This window comes from Neptuniibacter caesariensis, from assembly GCF_000153345.1.
Taxonomy (GTDB): Bacteria; Pseudomonadota; Gammaproteobacteria; order Pseudomonadales; family Balneatricaceae; genus Neptuniibacter; species Neptuniibacter caesariensis.
On record NZ_CH724125.1, the window covers coordinates 1,552,031 to 1,576,211 of the forward strand.

General features: G+C 45.8%; 22 protein-coding genes. 7 read left to right on the forward strand and 15 right to left on the reverse strand.

All coding sequences use genetic code 11. The features are described from left to right. The 10 genes from MED92_RS07300 to pdhR all read right to left on the reverse strand — a co-directional run. On the reverse strand, positions 1-1,133 hold a 1,133-nt coding region (locus tag MED92_RS07300), incomplete at its 3' end, for an MBL fold metallo-hydrolase (RefSeq protein ID WP_007020882.1). A 243-nt stretch (positions 1,134-1,376) separates the two neighbouring features. After that, positions 1,377-2,258, reverse strand: coding sequence for a dTDP-4-dehydrorhamnose reductase (gene rfbD / locus MED92_RS07305; RefSeq protein WP_007020883.1), 882 nt, complete (start codon positions 2,256-2,258; stop codon positions 1,377-1,379). Continuing rightward, entirely contained in the window at positions 2,255-2,791 is a 537-nt protein-coding gene (gene rfbC, locus MED92_RS07310; protein WP_007020884.1) for a dTDP-4-dehydrorhamnose 3,5-epimerase, read from the reverse strand. The genes rfbD and rfbC overlap by 4 nt, the downstream gene beginning before the upstream one ends. A 6-nt stretch (positions 2,792-2,797) precedes the next feature. Next, positions 2,798-3,673: a glucose-1-phosphate thymidylyltransferase RfbA gene (rfbA, locus tag MED92_RS07315; protein ID WP_007020885.1), complete on the reverse strand. Its 876-nt coding sequence runs from the start codon at positions 3,671-3,673 to the stop codon at positions 2,798-2,800. Positions 3,674-3,683: 10 nt separating this feature from the next. After that, positions 3,684-4,736 carry a dTDP-glucose 4,6-dehydratase gene (gene rfbB / locus MED92_RS07320; protein WP_007020886.1) on the reverse strand — a complete coding sequence of 351 codons (1,053 nt, stop codon included), beginning with the start codon at positions 4,734-4,736 and terminating at the stop codon, positions 3,684-3,686. 111 nt (positions 4,737-4,847) lie between these two features. Beyond that, positions 4,848-5,849, reverse strand: coding sequence for an NAD-dependent epimerase (locus MED92_RS07325; RefSeq protein ID WP_007020887.1), 1,002 nt, complete (start codon positions 5,847-5,849; stop codon positions 4,848-4,850). Positions 5,850-5,942: 93 nt separating this feature from the next. Further along, the gene (locus MED92_RS07330; protein ID WP_007020888.1) at positions 5,943-7,280 is read right to left on the reverse strand and encodes a UDP-glucose dehydrogenase family protein; all 1,338 of its coding nucleotides are present in this window, start codon (positions 7,278-7,280) and stop codon (positions 5,943-5,945) included. A gap of 394 nt (positions 7,281-7,674) precedes the next feature. Then, positions 7,675-9,618: a dihydrolipoyllysine-residue acetyltransferase gene (gene aceF, locus MED92_RS07335; RefSeq protein WP_007020889.1), complete on the reverse strand. Its 1,944-nt coding sequence runs from the start codon at positions 9,616-9,618 to the stop codon at positions 7,675-7,677. Between the two features lie 45 nt (positions 9,619-9,663). Next, the gene (gene aceE / locus MED92_RS07340; RefSeq protein WP_007020890.1) at positions 9,664-12,324 is read right to left on the reverse strand and encodes a pyruvate dehydrogenase (acetyl-transferring), homodimeric type; all 2,661 of its coding nucleotides are present in this window, start codon (positions 12,322-12,324) and stop codon (positions 9,664-9,666) included. Between the two features lie 249 nt (positions 12,325-12,573). Next, complete coding sequence (gene pdhR, locus MED92_RS07345) at positions 12,574-13,329, reverse strand: pyruvate dehydrogenase complex transcriptional repressor PdhR (RefSeq protein WP_007020891.1); 756 nt, start codon at positions 13,327-13,329, stop codon at positions 12,574-12,576. A gap of 363 nt (positions 13,330-13,692) precedes the next feature. Here pdhR and MED92_RS07350 point away from each other — a divergent pair, with 363 nt between their 5' ends. The 7 genes from MED92_RS07350 to MED92_RS07380 all read left to right on the forward strand — a co-directional run bounded on the left by MED92_RS07350 (position 13,693) and on the right by MED92_RS07380 (position 21,160). After that, positions 13,693-14,763 (forward strand): TRAP transporter substrate-binding protein, encoded by a 1,071-nt coding sequence (locus MED92_RS07350; RefSeq protein WP_007020892.1) that lies wholly within the window; start codon positions 13,693-13,695, stop codon positions 14,761-14,763. Between the two features lie 164 nt (positions 14,764-14,927). Then, positions 14,928-15,455 carry a TRAP transporter small permease subunit gene (locus tag MED92_RS07355; RefSeq protein WP_007020893.1) on the forward strand — a complete coding sequence of 176 codons (528 nt, stop codon included), beginning with the start codon at positions 14,928-14,930 and terminating at the stop codon, positions 15,453-15,455. Then, positions 15,455-16,837 (forward strand): TRAP transporter large permease, encoded by a 1,383-nt coding sequence (locus tag MED92_RS07360; protein WP_007020894.1) that lies wholly within the window; start codon positions 15,455-15,457, stop codon positions 16,835-16,837. The genes MED92_RS07355 and MED92_RS07360 overlap by 1 nt, the downstream gene beginning before the upstream one ends. 94 nt (positions 16,838-16,931) lie before the next feature. Continuing rightward, on the forward strand, positions 16,932-18,635 hold the full coding sequence (gene dld / locus MED92_RS07365) for a D-lactate dehydrogenase (protein ID WP_007020895.1): 1,704 nt from the start codon (positions 16,932-16,934) through the stop codon (positions 18,633-18,635). A 128-nt stretch (positions 18,636-18,763) separates the two neighbouring features. Beyond that, positions 18,764-19,252, forward strand: a complete 489-nt coding sequence (locus MED92_RS07370) for a universal stress protein (protein WP_007020896.1) — start codon at positions 18,764-18,766, stop codon at positions 19,250-19,252. A gap of 60 nt (positions 19,253-19,312) precedes the next feature. Beyond that, on the forward strand, positions 19,313-20,203 hold the full coding sequence (locus tag MED92_RS07375; RefSeq protein WP_007020897.1) for an AEC family transporter: 891 nt from the start codon (positions 19,313-19,315) through the stop codon (positions 20,201-20,203). Between the two features lie 60 nt (positions 20,204-20,263). Further along, a complete protein-coding gene (locus tag MED92_RS07380; protein ID WP_007020898.1) occupies positions 20,264-21,160 on the forward strand; it encodes an ROK family protein in 897 nt (298 codons plus the stop codon). 47 nt (positions 21,161-21,207) lie between these two features. On the opposite strand, the gene MED92_RS07385 is transcribed toward MED92_RS07380, so the two are convergent. From MED92_RS07385 to MED92_RS07405, 5 genes are all read right to left on the reverse strand, one after another. Further along, the gene (locus tag MED92_RS07385) at positions 21,208-21,510 is read right to left on the reverse strand and encodes a ComEA family DNA-binding protein (RefSeq protein WP_007020899.1); all 303 of its coding nucleotides are present in this window, start codon (positions 21,508-21,510) and stop codon (positions 21,208-21,210) included. Positions 21,511-21,588: 78 nt separating this feature from the next. Next, positions 21,589-22,299: an orotidine-5'-phosphate decarboxylase gene (gene pyrF / locus MED92_RS07390; RefSeq protein ID WP_040662369.1), complete on the reverse strand. Its 711-nt coding sequence runs from the start codon at positions 22,297-22,299 to the stop codon at positions 21,589-21,591. Positions 22,300-22,352: 53 nt separating this feature from the next. After that, positions 22,353-23,546, reverse strand: a complete 1,194-nt coding sequence (lapB, locus tag MED92_RS07395) for a lipopolysaccharide assembly protein LapB (RefSeq protein WP_007020901.1) — start codon at positions 23,544-23,546, stop codon at positions 22,353-22,355. Then, positions 23,536-23,841 carry a LapA family protein gene (locus MED92_RS07400; protein WP_007020902.1) on the reverse strand — a complete coding sequence of 102 codons (306 nt, stop codon included), beginning with the start codon at positions 23,839-23,841 and terminating at the stop codon, positions 23,536-23,538. Before MED92_RS07400 ends, lapB begins: the two co-directional genes overlap by 11 nt. Before the next feature lie 17 nt (positions 23,842-23,858). Further along, the gene (locus MED92_RS07405) at positions 23,859-24,149 is read right to left on the reverse strand and encodes an integration host factor subunit beta (protein WP_007020903.1); all 291 of its coding nucleotides are present in this window, start codon (positions 24,147-24,149) and stop codon (positions 23,859-23,861) included. Between the last annotated feature and the right edge of the window lie 32 nt (positions 24,150-24,181).

Below are 24,181 nucleotides of genomic sequence, written 5' to 3' on the forward strand. Positions count from 1 at the left end.
TACCCACCTTGCGGCCCATACTTCTGAATATCCCTTCCCGGCGTACCTTTTGCTTGATAACCAACAAACAACACATCAGTTTTCGGATCATCCAACAAAACTTTCAGGTAATTTACGATCCGCCCTCCGACGCACATACCACTGGCAGCAATGACAATGGCAGGCCGGCCTGAAGCTTTTAAATACTCAACGAGCCGCAGATGATCTTCGTGACTATCAATGGTAATTAACTGCTCAAAAGATAGCGGGTGCCGTCCTGCCTCAACACGCTCTGAAGCTTCGTCATCCCACAACCCTTTGAGTTCTCGATAATGCTCAGTAAATTTTGCTGCTAAAGGGGAATCGACAACCACATCCAGGTTTTCCCAATCTCTACCCACCTTATGAATAATATGCTCTATCTCATAAAGCAGTTCCTGAGTGCGCCCAATACTAAACGCTGGGATCAGTACCGTGCCCGCATTGCTTAAGCAATGCTCTACAACACCTCTCAAACGATTTGCTCTATCTTCTCTGGATTCGTGAAGCTTATCCCCATAAGTACTTTCAATTACTAACGTATCGGCATACTGGGGAGGCTTAGGGGAAGGTAACAACGGCGAATGAGGAGCTCCTAAGTCTCCGGAAAATACAACGCGCTCAGTAGGCAACTGTACCTCCACATAAGCGGAGCCCAGGATATGCCCTGCAACCTGAAAGCGAATACCCTCAGCATTGAAACCGGGAACCTGAACCCATTCGTTATACTCGACAGGCACAATCAGAGAGCTGAGCAAATCCAAGACTTGCTCTATAAGCTGCTGATCTTTGGTAAAACCAACTTTCAGCGCATCCTCAATAACAAGTGGAAGCAATTTCGCGGTAGCAACGGTCACAAAGATAGGTTTATCAAAGCCCGCTGCTAATAGATAAGGTATTCGGCCCACATGATCGATATGGCAGTGGGTGACCACCAGGGCGCTAACCCTACTGAGCGGGAACTCAATATGGAAAGGCTTATCTTCTCCAGAGCCAACCTCAGCCCCTTGAAACAATCCGCAATCAATTAGAATAGAGTTGTCATCATTATCAAATAGCTGATGACAGGAACCGGTTACGCCAGTAACCGCTCCATGGTGAAGTATTTTTGCCATATAACGTCCTTGTTATAGTTAGATGCAAGAGAGGCACTTGCTATGCCCTTTGGGTGCCAGCCTCGAAGCCCCCTCGTAAAAACTATATTTCAATCACGCCCATAAAGATTATCAAAGCGCTCGGTATCGTTCTCACCAAGATATGAACCTTACTCAACCTCAATTATCACAAGCTCTACCACAGTTGGTTTTTCAGGGAATTAACCCACGCATTGCAGTTTACAGCCTTAAAATAACTTAAGCTCAGTTCTCTTTCAGCGTCTTTAAAACCTTACTAAGCCCTGCCTTCCAATCGGAAGCGGGAACTGCAAAAACTTCCTTTACTTTACGGCACGACATCACCGAATAAGTGGGCCGTTCAGCCCGAGTTGGGTATTCATCGGTAGGGACTGGAAAAACCTTAGGGGCGGTTTCTATTAACCCCATAGCTTTAGCCTGCGTAAAAATCTCTTCAGCAAATTCATACCAAGAGGCTTTTTCAATACCTGCATAATGATAATGCCCTGAGGGTATTGAATTCTCCGCGGCATATTTTTTAACAATAGCAGTCACTAATTCCGCCAGATCTCCAGTATAAGTTGGACAGCCAATTTGATCAGAGACCACTTTAAGTTCATCATGAGTCTCGGCTAGCCGGATCATTGTCTTAACAAAGTTATGTCCTTCCTCCCCAAACACCCAACTGGTACGAATATTAAGGTAAGGCACACCTGAAGCCTCTAAGACTCTCTCGCCGGCTCTTTTACTTAATCCATACACACCAATCGGGTTTGGTTCATCAGATTCGAGATAGGGTGAACTTTGTTTTCCAGAAAAGACATAATCAGTGGAAAAACTAATGATAGGGATATTCAGCTCTGTACATAGGGAAACGAGATTCTGAACACCTAATTCATTAACAGCGAAAGCTGCATCTGAATCATCCTCAGCTTTATCAACAGCCGTATATGCTGCCGCATTCACCACTATTTGAGGGCTCCACTCCATATTACTAAGCACTGAACAACGATCAGTAATATCTACGTCCTGGCGATTCACTGCTTTAAGGCTCCAACCTTGTGCAAGTACCGCTGCAGCAATCGCCGATCCTAACTGCCCGTCAGCTCCAGTTAAAAGTATTTTCATAAGAAAAGCTCACCTAATGGTAAGCCTTGCTTATCTTTTTCTGACAACAGTGGCTCCAAATCTGGCCAAACAACACCTACTTCAGGGTCATTCCATTTTAAGCAAGCTTCATCAGAAGGATCGTAGTAATCGGTACATTTATACTCAAAGTCCGCACGATCAGATAGAACAATAAAGCCATGCGCAAACCCCGGCGGAACCCAGAATTGCTTTTTATTTTCTGCAGAGAGCTCCACCCCAAACCAATTCCCGTAAGTATTCGAACCAGCCCTAAGATCAACAGCGACGTCAAATACGGAACCACTTACAACCCTTACTAACTTACCCTGAGGCTTTGTCCTTTGAAAATGCAGTCCACGGAGAACCCCTTTACTGGAACGTGAATGGTTATCCTGAACGAAGGGAAGCGAGATTCCTGCTTCTGTTGCGTAACGTTTCTCCTGAAATGTTTCCAGAAAAAAACCACGCTCATCACCAAAAACTCTGGGCTCAATAATTTTGAGATCCGCAATAGGAGTATCGATAACTTTCATAAACACCTACTTTTCCGCCAAAGAGATTAGATATTGACCGTAGCCTGTTTTACTGAGCGCATCAGCCTGACTAAGCAGCTGCTCTTTACTAATCCAACCATTGCTGAATGCAATCTCTTCGAGACAAGCTACTTTTAATCCCTGGCGATGCTCAATAGTTTGAACAAATTGCCCTGCATCTATCAGAGAATCATGCGTACCAGTATCAAGCCACGCAAACCCTCTACCCAATAGCTCAACATTTAAATCGGCTCTTTGAAGGTAAGCATTATTAACATCTGTAATTTCTAATTCGCCTCTGGCAGAAGGAATTACGTTTTTTGCAATCTCAACAACACTGTTGTCATAGAAATATAAACCTGTCACTGCAAACTCTGACTTTGGCTGTTCTGGCTTTTCTTCTATGCTAATTGCTTTGCCTTCAGAATCGAACTCCACAACGCCAAATCGCTCTGGATCTTTGACATGATAGCCAAATACTGTTGCGCCTTTTTCTCTGGAAACGGCAGAATGCAACTTATCAGTAAAATGCTGCCCATAAAAAATATTATCGCCTAAGACAAGACAGACGTTATCCGATCCTATGAATTCTTCACCTATGATAAAAGCTTGTGCTAATCCATCAGGGCTCGGCTGTTCGGCAAATTCAAAACGAACTCCGAAATCACTGCCATCACCCAGAAGCTTCTGAAACCCGGGAAGATCATCAGGTGTAGAAATGATTAGTATCTCTTTGATCCCGGATAACATCAGGACCGAAATCGGATAATAAATCATAGGTTTGTCGTAAATGGGGAGCATCTGCTTAGAGACGCCTTTGGTAATTGGATGTAAACGCGTTCCAGAACCACCCGCTAAAACTATGCCCTTGTAATTTGCCATTTTATTTCCCTTAACCAATACGTTCTAGCTTGTAAGTCCCGCTTAATACTCTTTCCCACCAAGACTCATTTTGCAAATACCATTGCACAGTTTTACGAATACCTGAATCGAAGCTTTCTTCCGGTTTCCAGCCTAGCTCTGCAGTTATTTTGCTTGCATCAATTGCATAACGAAGATCATGTCCTGGTCGATCTTTTACATAAGTAATCAGATCTACATAGTGCTTAACTCCAGAAGGCTTCTCAGGGACCAGCTCTTCCAACAGTTCACAAATTTTATGCACTACCTCCAAATTGGTTTTTTCGTTATACCCTCCAATATTATATGTTTCACCTAAGCCCCCCTGAGTAACAACTGTATATAAGGCCTTAGCATGATCTTCCACATATAACCAATCCCTGATTTGCTGACCATCGCCGTAAATAGGTAATTCTTTACCCGATAAGGCATTAAGGATCATATGGGGAATAAGCTTTTCCGGAAAGTGATAAGGTCCGTAGTTATTGGAACAATTGGTGATCACCACGGGAAGGTTATAAGTTCGGCCCCAGGCTCTTACCAGATGATCAGAACTTGCTTTACTTGCAGAGTAAGGTGAACTCGGGGCATAGGGTGTTTCTTCTGTAAAAAAACCACCTTCGTCAAGATCACCATATACTTCGTCTGTAGATATGTGATGAAACCTGAAAATACTTCTTTTCTCTTCGCTCAGGTTCTCATAGTAACGTCTCGATACATCAAGAAGATTGAATGTACCAACAATATTCGTTTGTATAAACTGCGCAGGCCCCTCTATCGATCGGTCAACATGTGATTCTGCCGCCAAATGCATGACCGCATCAGGCTGATGCTTTGCAAAAACTTTAGTAAGCGACTGGTGATCGCAAATATCCACTTGTTCGAAAGCATACCTATCAAATTCGCTTGCGCAGGGCAACGAATCAAGATTACCTGCGTAGGTTAGGCAATCTACATTTACAATCTCATCATCTGTGGCATTGAGAATATATCTTACAAGCGCACTTCCAATAAAACCTGCACCACCGGTAACGAGTAGTTTCATTATTCCATTCCTTGGTTCGACCTATTGCAGTTCCAACCAATTATACCTGAGAGTCAATTAATATAAATTTACAAATAGTTCTATCAATCGGATAGCATGTGACGGCAGGGTTCATTTCAAATAATATGATTTATACCAATCAACAAATTGGCTCATTCCACCCTGTATAGAGGTGTTTGGTTTAAAACCTACCGTTTTTTCAAGATCTTCTACATTGGCAAATGTGGCAGGTACATCACCCGGCTGCATAGGCATGAATTCTTTAACTGCTTCTTTGCCTGCAGCACTTTCGATTGCCTGAATAAACTCCATCAGCTCAATCGGCTCATTGTTACCGATATTGTAAACACGGTAAGGTGCTTTACTGATGGAAGGGTTATCCATAGTCCGGTTATTATCACGGCTTGGAATCACATCCTGAATTCTGACAACACCCTCAACAATATCATCTACATAGGTGAAATCACGGCGCATTTTCCCGTGGTTAAACACCTTTATTGGCCGCTCATTAATAATCGCATCAGTGAACAGGAAAGGCGCCATATCCGGACGTCCCCATGGACCATATACAGTAAAGAACCTCAGGCCTGTAGTTGGTATATCGTAGAGATGTGAGTATGAGTGAGCCATCAGCTCGTTGGATTTCTTAGTTGCCGCATACAGCGATACCGGATGATCAACACCATCTACGGTAGAGAACGGCATTTTAGTATTCATGCCATAAACTGACGATGAAGAAGCATACACCAGATGCTCTACATTGTTCTGACGGCAGCCTTCCAGAATTGTCATCATTCCAACAAGGTTAGAATCAACATAGGCAAACGGATTTTCCAGAGAGTACCTTACGCCTGCCTGTGCTGCTAAGTGGATTACCCGGTTAAACTTTTCAGTTTTGAAAAGCTTCTCCATTCCTGCTCTATCAGCAATATCCAGCTCAACAAATCTGAAGTTTTTATAGGGTGTTATTTCCTTCAGGCGAGCATGCTTCAAATTGACATCGTAGTAATCATTAAGGTTATCAAGCCCAACAACTTCATGACCGGCTTCGCACAAACGCGCCGCGGTGTAAAAACCAATGAAACCTGCAGCTCCGGTGACTAAAAACTTCATTTAATTACCTTTGTAAGGGTACTTAAGCCCCCATTCAAACAATAAGGGGCGCCTGAGGCAAAGCCGCCTCACCTGCTGATTTTGCTGTACGGCTTAGGCTGTAATACTACGACCACGACCGATCCCGAAGTATTCAAGCCCATGACGCTCAACTATTTCAGGCTCATACATATTTCGGCCATCGATCACAACTGGATATGTCAGCGATCTTTTAATCTGATCAAAATCAGGCGCACGAAAAACTTTCCATTCAGTGCAGATGACAAGTATGTCTGCACCTTGCATCGCAGATTCCTTTGTACCAACCAAATCCAGATCATTGCGAACACCATAAACGCGCTGCGTTTCTTCCATCGCTTCAGGATCGTATGCTCGCACCTTTGCACCTTGCTCCCACAACTTTTCCATCAGCACTCGACTAGAAGCTTCACGCATGTCATCGGTATTTGGCTTAAACGACAACCCCCACAACGCAATAGTTTTACCTGCAAGATCGCCATTGAAATAGTTAAATACACGATCAAAAAGAACTTCTTTCTGTTTATAGTTAACCGATTCAACAGATTTCAGTAGTTGCGCGTCATATTCAATCTCATCAGCTGTGCGAACCAGTGCCTGAACATCCTTAGGAAAACAGGAGCCACCATAACCACAACCGGGATAGATAAAGTGGTAACCAATTCGCTCATCAGAACCAATACCACGACGAACGTTTTCAATATCCGCACCCAGTCGTTCGGCAAGCTGTGACATCTCGTTCATAAAGCTGATTTTTGTTGCTAACATACAGTTCGCAGCATACTTGGTCAGTTCAGCACTACGCACATCCATAAAGATCATACGATCATGGTTGCGGTTAAACGGCGCATATAACTCACGCATCTGCTCTTCTACATGCTGGCTATCCGTTCCTATAACAATACGATCAGGGCGCATACAATCACTGACTGCTGCACCTTCTTTGAGGAATTCTGGATTTGATACGATGTGGTAATCAATCCTTTCATTACGCGTACTAAGCACAGAGCCGACTTTTGCTGAAACCTTATCTGCAGTGCCTACAGGCACTGTGGATTTATCTACAATGATCTTTGGCGAATTCATATGGGTAGCAATGGTTTCAGCAACAGCTAACACATATTTCAGGTCTGCCGAACCATCTTCATCGGGCGGCGTTCCTACTGCGATAAACTGTATTTCAGCATGAGCAATGCCTTCCGCAGCATCAGTGGTAAAACGCAGTCGGCCCTCAGCAAAGTTACTCTCTACGATAGGGGTTAGACCAGGTTCATAGATAGGGATAAGACCTTTTTTCAGGTTATCTACTTTATTCTGATCAACATCCACACACACCACATCGTGGCCAACATCAGCTAAAACAGCAGCTTGAACCAAGCCCACATAACCAATACCAAAAACCGTAACTTTCATCGAAATTCCCTTAACAGCTCCATCGGACGACTAATGACTTCCTGTCCGCTCTATACATTTAACCTAAGTGACACATTATACCCACGAAAAATTAAAAAGTTATTTCTATTGAAAAATGTTTTCGACAGCCCCCAAAAATGGGGTAACAGCTTGATCTGGGAAAAAGCACCTATTCCACATAAAGAAAGGCAAAAAAAACGGCGACCTCCTGCACAGAGTCGCCGTTTGTTTATCTACCCCCCTGGAAAAAGATCGCCTCCGGAGAGGCGTTGAGCCAAGGGATTGGTAAATTTTTACAACCATGAGCTTTAAGCCCATGATTTATCGCGACGAGGGCATAGTTCCCACAAAGAAACATTACCTGTAGGAGGCGCGCCCTCGCGGCGGTTTATTACTAAAGTACCAGGCGACGAATGTCGCTCAGCAAGCCATTCAGGTAGGTCAGGAACTTACCCGCATCACCACCGTTGATCGCGCGGTGATCGTAAGACAGGCACAATGGCAACATCTTACGTGGTTCGAACTCTTTACCATTCCAGCGAGGCTCGATGTCTGCTTTAGATACACCCAGAATCGCAACTTCAGGTGCATTAACGATTGGCGTGAAGCCAGTACCGCCGATGCCACCCAGGCTTGAGATTGTGAAACATGCACCCTGCATTTCGTCTGGCTTCAACTTACGATCTTTAGCTTTACCCGCCAGTTCGATCGCTTCTTTAGACAGCTCGTAGATGCTCTTCTTATCTGCATCCTTGATAACAGGAACCATCAGGCCGTTTGGCGTATCTACCGCCATACCGATGTTTACATATTTCTTGTAAACGATGTGCTCACCGTCAGCGTGCAGAGATGCATTGAACTTAGGATGTTCTTTCAGTGCGATCGCAATAGCTTTCAGCATGAATGGCAGCGGTGTCAGCTTAACGCCAGACTTCGCAGCTTCGTCCTTCATCTCTTTACGGAACGCTTCCAGATCTGTGATATCGGCTTTATCAAACTGAGTCACATGTGGAATGTTCAACCAGCAGCGGCTCATGTTGTCGCGAGTCACTTTAGCAATTTTGCTTAGTTTCTCGACTTCAATTTCACCGAACTTGCTGAAATCAACTTCTGGAATTGCAGGGATACCTGAACCACCCGTTACCGCACCACCTTTTGGTGCTTCAGCCAGCTGTTTCAGTGCACCTTTAACGTATGCCTGAACGTCTTCTTTAACGATGCGACCGCGACGACCGGTACCGGTAACAAGAGACAGATCCACACCGAATTCACGCGCAATGGCACGTACTGCCGGGCCCGCATGAACAGTTTTGTTTTTCTTCTCCAGGGCTGCTTTATCAACATTACCCGCTGCTGGCGCTGCCTTAGCAGGAGCAGATGGCGCTGGAGCCGCAGGAGCAGGCGCTGCCGGTGCAGCAGCCGGAGCTGCTGGCGCAGGAGCCGCACCGCCGGAAACTTCAAGCTCCAGCAGCAGATCACCTTCGTTTACCGTATCGCCTTCATTGATCTTCATGGAAACAACCGTACCTGCTTTAGGTGCTGGCACTTCCATAGAAGCCTTGTCTGTTTCCAGTACGATCAGGCTATCGCCTTCTTCAACGCTGTCGCCGTCTTTAACCAATACTTCAACAACGTCTACATCGCTCGCACCTGACAGATCAGGGATCAGAACGTTTTCTTTACCACCCGCAACCGGTGCAGGGGCTGCAGCAGGTGCTGCCTCCTGAGCAGGAGCGACTGCTGGGGCTGCTGCAGCCGGCGCAGCTGCACCACCTACACTCAGCTCCATCAGAAGATCGCCTTCGTTAACCTGGTCGTCAACGTTGATCTTCATAGAAACCACCACACCATCTTTAGGTGCTGGTACTTCCATAGACGCTTTATCTGTTTCCAGTACGATCAGGCTATCGCCTTCAGATACGGTGTCACCGTCTTTTACCAGTACTTCAACAACATCAACGTCAGTTGCACCGGACAGATCCGGGATCAGTACATTTTCTACAGCCGAAGCCGCTGCTGGAGCAGCAGCCGGAGCTGGTGCTGCTTCAGGCGCAGCAGCCGGTGCCGGCGCTTCTTCCGCCGCTGGTGCAGATGCCGAAGCACCTGTATCCAGTTCAAGCAGAAGATCACCTTCATTAACCTGATCATCAACATTAACTTTCATGGACACAACAACGCCACTATGGGTTGCCGGCACTTCCATGGATGCTTTATCTGTTTCCAGAACAATCAGGCTGTCGCCTTCGCTAATGGTGTCGCCGTCTTTAACCAGCACTTCAACAACATCAACATCTGTGGAACCTGACAGGTCTGGCACAGTAATTGTGATAATACTCACTTTGAATTCCTCCAGTTCTAAGCTGTTAAGAAGTTCATCGCAGACTTAAACAGTCCACGGTGCCGGTTTAGCCGGGTTGATGTTGAACTTCTGCATGGCTTTGGCAACTACTGCGCCTTCAACCTTGCCTTCTTCCTGGAGAGCTTTCAGCGCAGCCAGTACTACGTAGTAACGGTTAACTTCGAAGAATTCACGCAACTTAGTACGCGTATCAGAACGACCGTAGCCATCTGTACCCAGTACTTTAAAGTTACGAGGAATGTATTCGCGCAGCTGATCCGCATAAGAACGCATGTAGTCTGTTGATGCGATAACCGGACCTTCGCCACGGCTCTCGATGCATTCAGTTACATAAGCTTTCTTAGGCTCAGCTTCTGGGTTCAACATGTTCTCACGTGCAACAGACATCGCATCGCGACGCAGTTCATTGATCGATGTTGTGCTCCAGATATCAGACTCAACACCGTACTCTTCGCTTAGAATCTCAGCCGCAGCTTCAACTTCACGAAGGATAGTGCCACAGCCCATCAGCTGTACTTTCTTATCAGAGCTCTTACCCTCTTTCAGCAGGTACATACCTTTGATTATGCCTTCTTCAGCATCCTGAGGCATTGCTGGGTGGTGGTAGTTCTCGTTCATTGTCGTGATGTAGTAGAAGCAGTTTTCCTGATCCTGATACATGCGACGCAGACCGTCCTGAACAATCACTGCCAGCTCGTAGCCGTAAGTAGGATCGTAGGACTTACAGTTCGGAATCATCTGCGCCATCAGATGGCTGTGACCATCCTGGTGCTGCAGACCTTCACCGTTCAGTGTTGTACGACCAGAAGTCGCACCGATCAGGAAGCCGCGTGCCTGCATATCACCTGCAGCCCACGCCAGGTCCATCACACGCTGGAATCCGAACATAGAGTAGTAGATGTAGAACGGTACCATTGTGCAGTTATTGTTTGCGTAAGATGTAGCCGCAGCCATCCATGCAGACATCGCACCTGCTTCGTTGATACCTTCTTCCAGAATCTGACCTGTCTTAGATTCTTTGTAGAACATGATCTGATCAGAGTCATGTGGTACGTAGCGCTGACCTTCAGAGGTATAGATACCCAACTGACGGAACATACCTTCCATACCGAAAGTACGTGCTTCATCAGGTACGATTGGCACTACACGCTCACCCATGTTTTTGTCTTTAACCAGTGTGCTCATCACACGGTTAAGTACCATCTGGGTAGAGGCAGAACGCTTACCACTGTCTTTCAACTGACCGTCGAAATCTGATAGTGGTGGTGTTTCCAGTTTTTCGAACTCTGTGCGACGAACCGGGTAGAAACCACCCAGGCTTTCACGACGTTCGAACATATATTTCATTTCAGGTGAATCTGGCGCTGGACGGTAGTATGGAACTTCCTTCAGCTGATCATCCGTTAGCGGGATGTTAAAGCGGTCACGGAAATCTTTCAGATCATCCATCGCCACTTTCTTCATAGAGTGGGTATCGTTCTTCGCTTCACCCGACTTACCCGTACCGTAACCTTTTACAGTCTGCGCCAGGATTACCGTAGGCTGACCTTTATGGTTAACTGCTTCGTTGTAAGCAGCAAACACTTTGTAAGGGTCATGACCACCACGGTTCAGATTCATGATGTCTTCATCAGACAGATCTGCAACCAGCTCCAGAAGCTCTGGGTATTTACCGAAGAAGTGCTCACGCGTGTATGCACCGCCGTTCGCTTTGTAGTTCTGCAACTCACCGTCACATACTTCATCAAAGCGCTTCTGTAGAAGACCTTTGGTGTCTTTTTCGAACAGGGCGTCCCAATGACGACCCCATAGACATTTGATAACGTTCCAGCCAGCACCGCGGAAGATACCTTCAAGTTCCTGAACGATCTTACCATTACCACGTACCGGACCATCCAGACGCTGCAGGTTACAGTTAACTACGAAGATCAGGTTTTCCAGCTGCTCACGACCCGCCAGAGAGATAGCGCCCAGAGATTCTGGCTCGTCACACTCACCATCACCAAGGAATGCCCATACTTTACGGTCACCACGGTTAATCAATTCACGTGCTGACAAATAACGCATTACGTGCGCCTGGTAAATTGCCTGAATCGGTCCCAGACCCATAGAAACCGTTGGGAACTGCCAGAAATCAGGCATCAACCAAGGGTGCGGGTAAGATGAAAGACCGTTTCCGTCTACTTCACGACGGTAGTTATCCATCTGCTCTTCAGTCAAACGACCTTCAAGGTAAGCGCGAGAGTAGATACCTGGAGAGATATGCCCCTGGAAGAAGACCATGTCAGATTCCTGACCACCTTCATTACCACGGAAGAAGTAGTTAAAACCAATATCGTAAAGTGTTGCAGAAGAAGAGAAAGACGAGATGTGACCACCCAGGCCGTCTTCATTGTCGTTAGCACGCATAACCATTGCCATTGCGTTCCAACGAATGAAAGAACGAATACGGCGCTCCATAAACAGGTCGCCTGGCATACGTGATTCATCTTTAACGGAAATTGTATTACGGTAGGGTGTCGTGAGCGCTGATGCAGAGCTTACGCCCATGTCATTTGCTTTCTCACCTAGTTTACGCAGTAAGTACTTCGCACGTTCGTCGCCATCATTCTTTGCAACTGATTCAAGCGCATCCAACCACTCTTGTGTTTCAATTGGATCAACGTCATCAATAATGTCTTGCACTTTGACCTCTCCACTCTAAAAGTTAACGCAGCGTATATTTTTTTAGTAATGACTTTTTGCCAGTGAAATCCCCTGCCCTTTTGAGGCATTCCAGAATAACCTGACAAGTCTTATAGTAATTATCTTGTAGTAATACTACATATTTATGACCAAACTGTCTACAAAATTACAAAATCCATCGATTATTTTATAAACAGCTGGGTTTCTACCTTAATAAATGTAGTTTTAGTACATCACTTAAGATCTAAACTAAATATTGGCCCGACGTAAAGCTCGCTCCAAACGCGTATTTTCCCTTTCACCCTCAAGCAACGCCTCTTCGACATAAGCCAGATGATGATGCGCAGCTTGTCGAGCTTTTTCCGGGTCACCTTCGAGAATAGCATCCATTAGCACTTTGTGCTGATCATGAATTTTTTCGCGGTAATCTGAATTCGGATAGATATTTTTAAGGTTATCCCAGATATGTTCACGCAACAGATTAAAAAGCGCCCGCATCATATGCAGTAAAACCATATTATGGGTTGAGGCTGCTATTGCCAGATGGAAATCCACATCGGCATACACCTCTTTTTGGATCTCTTTAGTGTCATGGTAACGCTGCAGATCATCGTAGCATTTGAGAATAGCTTCTTTATCTGCCGGCGTACTTCGCAATGCTGCGTAATAAGCCGCAACACCCTCAAGTGCATGACGAAATTCCAGAAGATCGTACTGAGATTCAGGATGGGTTCTGAATAGTTCCAACAAAGGGTCCGAGAACGATCCACCCAGATCCTCAGACACATAGGTGCCACCGCCCTGACGGCTAATTAACAGCCCTTTAGCTGCCAGCTTTTGCACAGCTTCACGCAGTGACGGACGTGATACTTCAAACTGCTTTGCCAGCTCCCTCTCCGGCGGTAGTTTCTGACCTGGTTTAAGGGTCCCTTCCAGAATCATGGCTTCCATCTGCTCCATGATCACATCAGAAATTTTTGGTTGTTTAACCCTACTGTAGCCCATCTGTAATACTCGAAATTATATTGGTAAGACCAATAAGAATAGTAAAGGAAAGCACTCAGACAACACAACTGTGTACGCGTGTTTTTTTATTAATTACACCAACAAGACACTCTTTAACAAGCCCTAAATTTATAGGGCAGCTCAAACATAGCGCAAAAAATTTTTTTTAGTCTATATTGGATTCAGCGAAAAAAAACATTGACATCCCCTGCTCAAAAAAAATACAGTAAGAAGTCTCTGATGGTAAATTGGTAATACCAATTGAGATTGACGCAGTGCAAAAGAGGTTCCTACAGGTCAAAGCCTCTCTCCTAAAATTGCGTTAAATACTAAATATAAAAATGAATCTCTAGAGGATGTGACATGAAAAAGTTCGCCAAGTCTCTGATCTCTGCAGCTGTTGTTACTGCTGCTGTTGCAGGCACCACAGCTCCAGCACAGGCTGCTGACAAACTGCTTCTGAAAACTCCAATCGCTTTCGGCTCTCACCTTCCAGCTCTGGGTACTCCAATCGTTTGGGTTGCAGATCAGCTGAAACTGGTTAGTGACGGCAAAGTAAAAATGAAGATCTACGAACCAGGCAAGCTGGTAAGTCCTAAAGAGATTCTGGACGCAGTATCTTCTGGTAAAGTTAACTCCGGTTACTCAACTGCTGGTTACTGGCAGGGCAAAATGCCTGCAGCGGCACTGTTCTCTGCAGTTCCTTTCGGTCCAGAAGCGGGTGAGTACATGGCTTGGTTGTACTACGGTAACGGCATGAACCTGTATCAGGAAATGTACGATACTGCTGGTTACAACGTAAAAGTTCTTCCTTGTGCAATCATCTCTCCTGAAACATCTGGCTGGTTCTCTAAGCCAATCGAAAAGCCTGAAGATCTGAAAGGTCTGAACATGCGCTTCTTCGGTCTGGGTGCTTCTGTAATGGAGAAACTGGGCGTTGGTACAGTTCAGCTGCCTGGTGGTGAAATCTTCGGTGCTCTTGAAAAAGGCGCAATCGACGCTTCTGAGTTCTCTCAGCCAGCAATCGACCAGCGTCTTGGTTTCCACAAGATCGTTAAGTACAACTACTTCCCAGGCTGGCACCAGCAGGCGACAGTATTCGAACTACTGATCAACAAAGACACTTGGGGCAAGATGAGCAAAGGTCAGCAAGCTCTGGTTGAAACAACTTGTAAAGCTTCTATGACTAACGCTATCGCTGAAGGTGAAGCAATGCAGTTCCCAGTAATGCAGAAAGCCGCTGATAACGGTGTGCAGATCCGCTACTGGAACCAGACAATGCTGGATACTTTCAAATCTACTTGGGATGAAGTTGTTGCAGAGAAAACAGCTGCAGACCCATTCTTCAAGAAAGTATGGGATGACATGAGCACATTCCGCTCTGGTTACGATCTGTGGGAAGCTAACGCATTCCTGCCACGCGCAACCAAGTAATCCAAAAACGCCGGTAGCAGCCCAGCTTACCGGTGTCTCTTAAGGGGCGGCTTAGGCCGCCCCTTTTGCTTAAGCCATATTCTATAACTATAAATAAGTCAGAGCTGTGGATCCCATGTCCCTACAGCATCCTACTCTGACATAAATAGCGAAGGTAAGTTTCGGTGACTGAAAACGAAAAACTGACCCCAGTACCACTCGCTGATGCAATCGACAATTTCATTAAGCGCATTGGTATGTCCGTCGCTTGGGTATACGTTGTTCTGGTTCTGGTAATTATGCTGCAGGTTATCCTGCGTAAAGGTTTTGCCAGTGGCTTGATCGCTCTTGAGGAACTGCAGTGGCATCTGTATTCCATCGGCGTAATGTTTGGTTTGTCTTATGCACAGACAACCAATTCCCACATCCGCGTAGACCTGTTTTATTCTCGTTTGAGAGCTAAAACAAAACGTATCATCGAAGTTATCAGCATCCCTACTATGGTGCTGCCATTTATCGTGATCATCTTCCTGCAGGGTATCGACTTCACTGCAGAATCCTACCGTGTAAATGAGGCGTCTGAAGCAGCTTCAGGCCTGCCATACCGATGGGCTATGAAATCAGTAATTCCTATTAGCTTTGCACTTTTGGGATTGGCTGTTATTTCAAGATTTATACGTGATATTACATTGTTGATTAAAGGTGATGACTGATGGATGCGAATGAAGTTCTCGTAATCGCGATGTTCCTTTCGTTCATCGCGCTACTATTTACAGGTATTCCTGTTGCCTGGGTATTGGGCGGCATCGGAATAATCTTTGCTTTTCTGGGTCAGTTCACTGACTCATACATGGATACAATGACGGGTCTGGATTACACCACACTGGGACTGGTGGTTAACCGTCTATGGACCATAATGGAAAACTGGATACTAGTGGCACTCCCCATGTTCATATTTATGGGGATCATGCTGGATAAATCGGGTGTTGCTGAACGCCTGATGAAATCGATGCAGGAACTGTTCGGCCGCGTCCATGGTGGTCTGGCTATTACGGTTACTGCAATTGGTATTATCCTGGCCGCATCTACAGGTATCATCGGTGCGTCAGTTGTACTTCTGGCGGTTATGTCGCTGCCGGCTATGACTAAGCAAGGCTATAACATGCCTCTTGCCCTAGGTACGATTGCATCTGCAGGTACACTGGGCATCCTGATCCCACCAAGCATCATGTTGGTGATCATGGCTGATCAGCTGGGCCTATCTGTAGGTGACCTGTTTATGGGTGCGGTATTCCCAGGCCTGATGCTGGGTGCATTCTATATCATCTACATCGTTGCTCGCGGCATTATCAATCCTTCGCACATGCCTGTTCCTGATGATGCTAAACGTGTGACGTTTGGCATTTTCTTCAACGTTCTAAAAGATGTACTGCCAACTGTACTGCTGATTTTTGTTGTATTGGGCTCTATCTTTGCTGGTATTGCTACACCAACGGAAGCCGCAGGTGTAGGCGCATTCGGTGCGACACTACTGGCAATGTACAATAAGAAGTTCAACTTCAAGGTTCTTCATGAAGTTGTTGGCGGAACAATGAACACCACCGCTTATATCTTCGCTATCTTTATCGGTGCAACCTGTTTTGCCCTGGTATTGCGAGAGCTGGGCGGTGACGAGATGATCGAAGAATTCCTGACAGGTCTGCCATTTGGCCCTTATGGAATTATCTTCTTCATTCTGGGTGTTATCTTCCTACTGGGCTTCTTCCTGGACTGGATCGAAATCACGCTGATTATCCTGCCATTGCTGGCACCGGTTATTTCGGCCTTAGGATTAGATATCTCCGCACCGGGTATTGATAACCCAGAGCTGGTTTGGTTCGTCATGCTTGTCGCCATGGCCTTGCAAACCTCGTTCTTAACCCCCCCCGTCGGGTTCGCACTCTTCTACCTTAAAGGTGTGTGCCCACCGAACGTTAAGATCACTGATATTTATAAAGGTGTAACTCCTTTCATCATTCTTCAGCTGATTGCACTACTGGTATTGGTTTTCTGGCCGCAGATCGTTCTTTGGCTACCAACCATCGCCTATAGCTAATCAAGCTACGTCACTCCGGGCTTACACCAGGCCTGGAGTGACAACTCATAATAAATAGGCCGCAGAGCCAGATAAAAATAGTTAAGAGTGCGTCATGTCTAACCATAATTTTGTCGATGAGCTTATCTCGATTCTGGGTGAGAAAAATGTTCTTACCGGAGAAAATCAGACTGAACATTATCGTACAGGATTCCGTTCAGGCCAGGGCTCTGCCCTAGCTGTCGTGTTCCCAACCACACTTCTTGATCAGTGGAAAGTACTTAATGCCTGTGTAAAAGCAGATAAGATTGTGATCATGCAGGCCGCTAATACTGGCCTCACCGAAGGTTCGACCCCGAGCGGTGAAGATTATGATCGTGAAATAGTGGTAATTAACACCACACGCATGGATAAGATCTATCTGCTCGATGAAGGCAACCAAATCATTAGCTTTCCCGGCGCTACACTGTTTACCCTGGAAAAGATGCTCAAGCCAATAAACCGTGCACCTCACTCAGTGATAGGCTCTTCCTGTATTGGCGCCTCCATTGTTGGTGGTATCGCTAATAACTCTGGCGGCGCGTTAGTACAACGTGGCCCGGCTTACACTGAATTGTCTCTGTTTGCTCAGCTTAATGATGCAGGCGAACTGGAATTGGTTAACCACTTAGGTATTGACCTTGGGGAAACCCCAGAAGAGATTCTGACCAACCTTGAGCAACGCAATTTTGCGGACACTGACGTTAAAGCCAGCACAGAGAAAGCGTCGGCTAATGATTACCCTGAGATCGTCAGGGATGTCGATGCAGACACACCTGCTCGCTATAACGCTGATACCAGCCGCCTGTATGAATCAAGCGGCTGTGCAGGCAAAGTGGGCGTATTCGCGGTTCGTTTGGATACTTTCCCAGTTGCGAACAAGGAACAGGTTTACTACATCGGCACCAATGACCCTCAGGAACTGACCGATATTCGACGTCATATACTTCAGCACTTCGAAAATCTGCCTGAAGTTGCCGAGTATATGCATAAAGACATTTACGATATTGCTGAAAAGTACGGCAAAGATACGTTCATGATGATTAATTACTTCGGAACGGATCCACTGCCAAAACTATTCGCGATAAAAGGCAAAATCGCTGCGTACCTAAACAAAATCAGCTTCCTGCCAAAGGATATTCCTGATCGAGTTATGCAATTTGCTTGCAAGCTGTGGCCAAACATTATTCCAAAGCGCATGCGAGACTTCCGTGAAAAGTATGATCACTACCTTGTTCTGAAAATGAGCGATGGTGGCATCAAAGAAGCGGATAAATTCCTGAAGCAATTCTTTGCAGCTAGCGATAAAGGCGACTATTTCGAATGTGATGCGGATGAAGCGAAAAAAGCCTACCTACACCGCTTTGCCGCTGCCGGTGCCGCAATTCGCTATCAGATTATTCACCAGAATGAAGTAGAAGATATTCTGGCATTGGATATCGCCCTGCGACGCAATGATCCCGATTGGGTTGAAAATTTACCTGAAGAGATCAGTCAGCATATCGTTCATTCACTCTATTACGGGCACTTTATGTGTCACGTGTTCCATCAGGATTACATCCTGAAAAAGGGCGCTGACGGTAAAGCCGTGAAAAAGATGATGCTGGATCTGCTTAAGGAGAAAGGAGCCAAGTATCCTGCTGAACATAATGTTGGGCATCTTTACGAAGCAGAAGAAGGACTACAAAACTTCTACTTCGATCTTGACCCAACTAATAGCTTTAACCCTGGTATTGGTAAAACACAAAAGACACGCTGTGGTTGTGGCACGCCTCATTAATGAGGCTTCACCCACAAAAATATTGAGCTAGGTCTATCAAACAATGAGTAATTCTTAGCCCTTAAAAACTAAGTGCTAGAATGACCTAAACACAATACTTTAGTCTAAGAATTATAAAGGAACTGATCATGGCACTCCCAGATATTAAAACTATTCTTTATGCGACTTCTTTAGGTAAACACACTCGCCCTGTTTTCCGCCAGGCAGTGAAGCAAGCAATGCAAAATGACGCCAAGATCGTAATGCTTCACGTGGTAGAGCCTATGGGAGAAATGGGTCACGCCCTCATCCAGAACTACGTTTCTGAAGATCTGATCAAACAGATGCACGATGAAGGCATTAAAGAGATCCACAAGAACATGCAGGAACGTATCGAAAAGTTCTGCGCTGATGAGATGCAAAGCCTGGAAAACCCTGTTGTGCTGAACGTTGAGCACAAAGTTGCTGAAGGTAACCACACCGATTCAATTCTGGATGCTGCTCAGGCGGTAAACGCAGATATGATCGTGATGGGTGCTGAAAACCGCTTTGGTCATCACAGCCATACTAGCCAGCAGGTTATGCGCCATGCCAAAATACCTGTATTGGTTGTTCCAACCGGTAAAGAGTTTGACTAATTAGTTAGACTTAAACCCGCTCATGCGCAGACCTTGCGCCCAGATAAGGATAGTTTGTAAATGGAAGCTCAAGGTCTGCTAATTGAAAGAATCTTCCTTACCGTTTTTCCTCTAGTGGCTATTGTCACTGTCGGCTTTATATACGCCCGTCGCTACAAGCCAGATATGAATGTAGCGAATCAGATCAATATCGATGTATTCGTTCCCGCCCTAATTTTTGCAGTACTATCGGCGGAATCATTTGACCTGATCAAGTATCAATCACTTGCAATCGGAGCCGCCATTGTCGTGCTCGGATCTGGCCTTCTGCTATTGCCTTTTTGCCGGCTATTTAAGGTTCATCCAAAAACCTTTATTCCACCTATGATGTTCAGTAACAGCGGCAATCTCGGGATTCCGCTCATTGTTCTGGCATTTGGCGAGCATGCACTTCAAGCCGCTGTTGTATTGTTTCTGGTTGAAAATGTTCTTCATTTTACCGTTGGTATTTATATACTCGACCACAAAACCCGCTTATTAAACCTTCTTAGAATGCCGATGATTGTTGCGACAATTCTGGGATTAGTCTGGAGCGGTTTTAATTTACCTATTCCTGAATCCGTGCACACATTCATCGACATGCTCGGTCAGATCGCCATTCCATTGATGCTATTTGCCCTAGGTGTTCGCATGACGAGTGTCGACTTCAGCAACTGGCGCATCGGTACTTATAGTGCGGTTCTCTGTCCACTTAGCGGCATAGCCATCGCTTTACTCTGTCAGCAATTCCTACAACTTGATCCTGTTCAACTTGCTTATCTGGTTGTGTTTGGCGCCTTACCACCCGCTGTGCTGAACTATATGATTGCGGAACGTTACAATCAGGAGCCGCACCAGGTTGCCTCAATCGTTCTGCTCGGCAATATGGGTAGCCTTATTTTTATTCCGTTAACACTGGCCTTCGTTCTATAGCCCTGGCTCCGCTCTCCGGGGTTAGATAATATGTTTCTAACCTAACTAACTTGGCCTGCTATGAGTTATCGAATCGGAATTGATCTTGGTGGAACTAAGATCGAAGTTATCGCCATCAGCGATGACAGCAGCACCTTGTTTCGCCAGCGAATATCCACCCCTCAAGGCAACTACACAGCCACTATCGATGCAATCGATAAACTCGTTTCATTAACTGAGCAAACCCTTAGCGAGCCGGCACTCTCGGTTGGCGTAGGCATCCCTGGCGCAGTATCCCCTGCTTCCGGGCTGGTGAAGAATGCAAACTCAGTTTGCCTGATCGGTAATCGGCTGGATGTCGATCTTAGTAATAAGCTACAACGCTCGGTGAAAATAGCTAATGACGCAGACTGCTTTACCTTGTCAGAGGCCTGTGATGGCGCTGGCGCAGGTTACAGCACTGTTTTCGGTGTTATTCTGGGCACAGGGGTTGGCGGGGGTATTTGCGTTAACCAGCAGCTATTGTCCGGCCCTAATGCAATTACCGGTGAATGGGGCCACAATCCGCTCCCCTGGCTAAAAGATTCAGACAGAAATAACCGACCTTGTTATTGCGGCAAGACAGACTGCATCGAAACCTTTCTTTCAGGCCCAGGGTTTGAGAAAAGCTTTTCAAGCCACTATGGCAAACACCTTTCATCTGATCAGATCTGGTCACGAGCTAAACAGGGCAATGATGCTTTAGCAGATACTCACCTCTATCTTGACCAGCTCGCCAGGGCTCTCGCTTCTGTTATAAATATTCTGGACCCTGGGGTTATTGTGCTAGGAGGCGGTTTATCCAATCAGGGCAGAATCTATCAAGAGCTCCCCGCCCTACTAAGTCAGTACGTTTTTTCTGACCAGGTAGATACACCTATTGTTAAAGCGATACATGGAGATTCAAGCGGAGTAAGAGGCGCTGCATGGCTTTCCTAGAACAAGCTCGCCCATGCGCAGCGAGCTTGTATGAAATAGCTTATGCGCTATTTTTTCACTGCAACCTCTTCTGTCTCTTTCGGCATAGTAACAGTCATTACATCAAGGTTTTTGCTGACCGTCGCTTTACCAATACCTTTAACCTGAGTTAACTCATCCACCGTTTTAAAGGGCCCATGTTGCTCCCGGTGAGCCACAATAGCCTCGGCCTTCGAATGACCAATACCTTTAAGGTTTGTGGATAGTTGCTCAACTGAAGCGGTATTAATATCCAGAAGTTCTGCAAAAGCCGACACTGGAACAAGACAGATAAGCGCTAGGACCAGCGCTCTTAGAGAACGTAGTTTCATCGTAATATCCTTTTACTCAATTATGAATTGCCTGACTCACTCCTTGAGCCAGGCTTTCTTTATAACGTGCTTATCGCTTTAAAGCAACGGCGCCAATTCTGCATCGATCGCGGCCAGCGCATCAACAGGAGAATCCGCTTTGGTTATTGGGCGCCCAATAACTAAATAATCACTTCCTGCGGTAATGGCATCAGAAGGCGTCATGATACGTTTCTGATCGCCTACTTCAGCATCAGCAGGACGAATACCAGGAGTCACTAGTTTAAAATCGGCTCCCACGACCTGACGCAACGGTGTGACTTCTTGCGCAGAACAGACAATACCGTCCAGTCCACTTGCCTCGGTCAGTAACGCCAAGCGCTTAACATGCTCAAGGGGATCAACATCCAAACCCAGATCAGCCAGATCAGATCGCTCCATGCTCGTCAGAACCGTTACACCAATTAGCAAAGTGTTAGCGCCATTGACCTGCTCAAGCTCATTGCGTGCGGTTTCCATCATTTTACGACCACCCGATGCATGAACATTTACCATCCAAACTCCCATTTCAGCAGCTGCGCGAACGGCTTTAGCTGTTGTGTTTGGAATGTCATGAAACTTGAGATCTAAAAACACATCAAAACCAGAAGTGTGTAGCGATTCAACAATGGAAGGACCACAGCGGGTAAATAACTCTTTACCCACTTTAACTCTACAGCGAGCCGGGTCTAGCTGTGCCGCCATCTCCAAAGCCTGTTTCTGATTAGGGTAATCTAAAGCAACAATGACGCGTTTTTTATCTGATGACATATTTTTCTCAATCACTATTTCTCGCCACCCTTAGGTAGCATTAACCCTGCTGGTTATTCACCTTCAAGGCCTTGAATCGGTTTGGTTGTACCCCAGGTTTTACAAGACGGGCACTGCCAGGAGAGGCTACGTCCGGAAAATCCACAACTGTTACATCGGTATACCGGCTTAGACAGTTCAAGCTGCCCCGTCAAACCTCTTAGTACACGAAGGCTGTCCCTGGCACTCTCCGAGCCATATTCTATATGAAGATCGATCAGACTATTAAATCCTTTTACCGACGGCCGACGTTTCAATTCTTCAGTAATAAAACTACCCGCAGCGTAGATACCTCTTTCATCTTTAATCAGCTCTGCCAGAGCAACGATGACGGTAGTCGAGGGAGCACTGTTTAAGCTACTTTTTAAATAGCTAGCATATGCATTTTTATCACCGATTTTCTGGTAACACAGTTTTAAGTACGGGATAGTTTCTGAAACAAATAAACTGTCTTGCTTAGCAATGGATTTCAAACATTTTATGGCTTGTTTCCACTGTTCGGTCGACATGTAAGCCTGAGCTTTCAGAAGACTGACTCTGACATTCACAGAGTCCAACTGTTCTGCACGTTTAAGTACTTCTGACGCTTTTTGAAACTGCTTATGTTCGAAAGCCACTTCGGCCAGCTCACAGCAGTAATGAGAAAGCTCAACTGAGATATCGCGCTTTTCTTCGGCCGCTAACTTTTCAGCCGCTTTTAACGCTTCTTCCCACTCCCCCTCTTTTTCATAGAGCTTGATCAGCAAACTGAGCGCTTTAGATTGCGTCTTGGCAGTGGAGTTTGACTTGATGATTTCCTGCAATAGGTTTTCCGCTCGGTCGAGCAGGCCCACTGCATAATAATCACGGGCAAGCGCCATCTGTACACGCATAAAATCAGAACGGGACAGGTCCGGACGCGCCAACAGATTTTGATGAATCTGAATGGCTCTGTCCACATCACCCTTTCGACGAAAGAGTTTTGCCAGGGCCAGGTGGGCAGGAATGGTATCCGAATTGACTTCTAACGCTCGAATGAAGCTTTCGATCGCTTCATCCATTTTTTCATTTAAAAGGTAATCAAGGCCCGTGAAGTACTCATGACTTAAGTTAGTCTGGGCAGGGGTGTATACAGACTTTTTGACTTCCCTCCGGCCTAGCAACCAACCTATTGCTATTGCTATGACCAGAGGAATCAGAAGGAGGAATTCGTTTGCGTTAAACGGCATCTTTGAGATTAGCGACTCTCAGTTGATCAAGTTCTTTCTGATTGGTAGCAAGTTTGCGTTTTAAAGAGCCCACTCTTGTTCGAAGTGCAAATACCAAAAGGCTACCAATGATGAGACCCAGTGCACTACCAAGGAAAAATACGATGGCCAACCAGACACCCAGTGTTAACTCTGGCAATTGAATAAATACAAGATCAATACTTACAAGCGCTGGATTGCTCACAGTAATCATCACACCAATAAAAAGCATCAGCAGCGCTAGCAGCGCCAGAAGTATCTTTTTAATAAAACGCACCGGGTAAACCTCAAATATTATTGATTGATGGAGTCGTTAACTTGCTCTCTAAGCTCTTTACCAGGCTTGAAATGCGGAACAAATTTTTCTTCCAATGAAACTGATTCCCCAGTTTTCGGGTTACGCCCCGTTCTGGGTGCACGGTAATGCAGGGAAAAGCTACCAAAGCCTCTGATTTCAATGCGATTGCCTTCTGATAAGGATTCAGTCATGTGATCCAGCATGGTTTTAACTGAAAGCTCAATATCCTTCACAGACAGCTGATCATGGCGATCTACCAGTATTTCAATCAGTTCAGATTTAGTCATACTTACATCTCCGCTCTGTTACTCTTTGACGA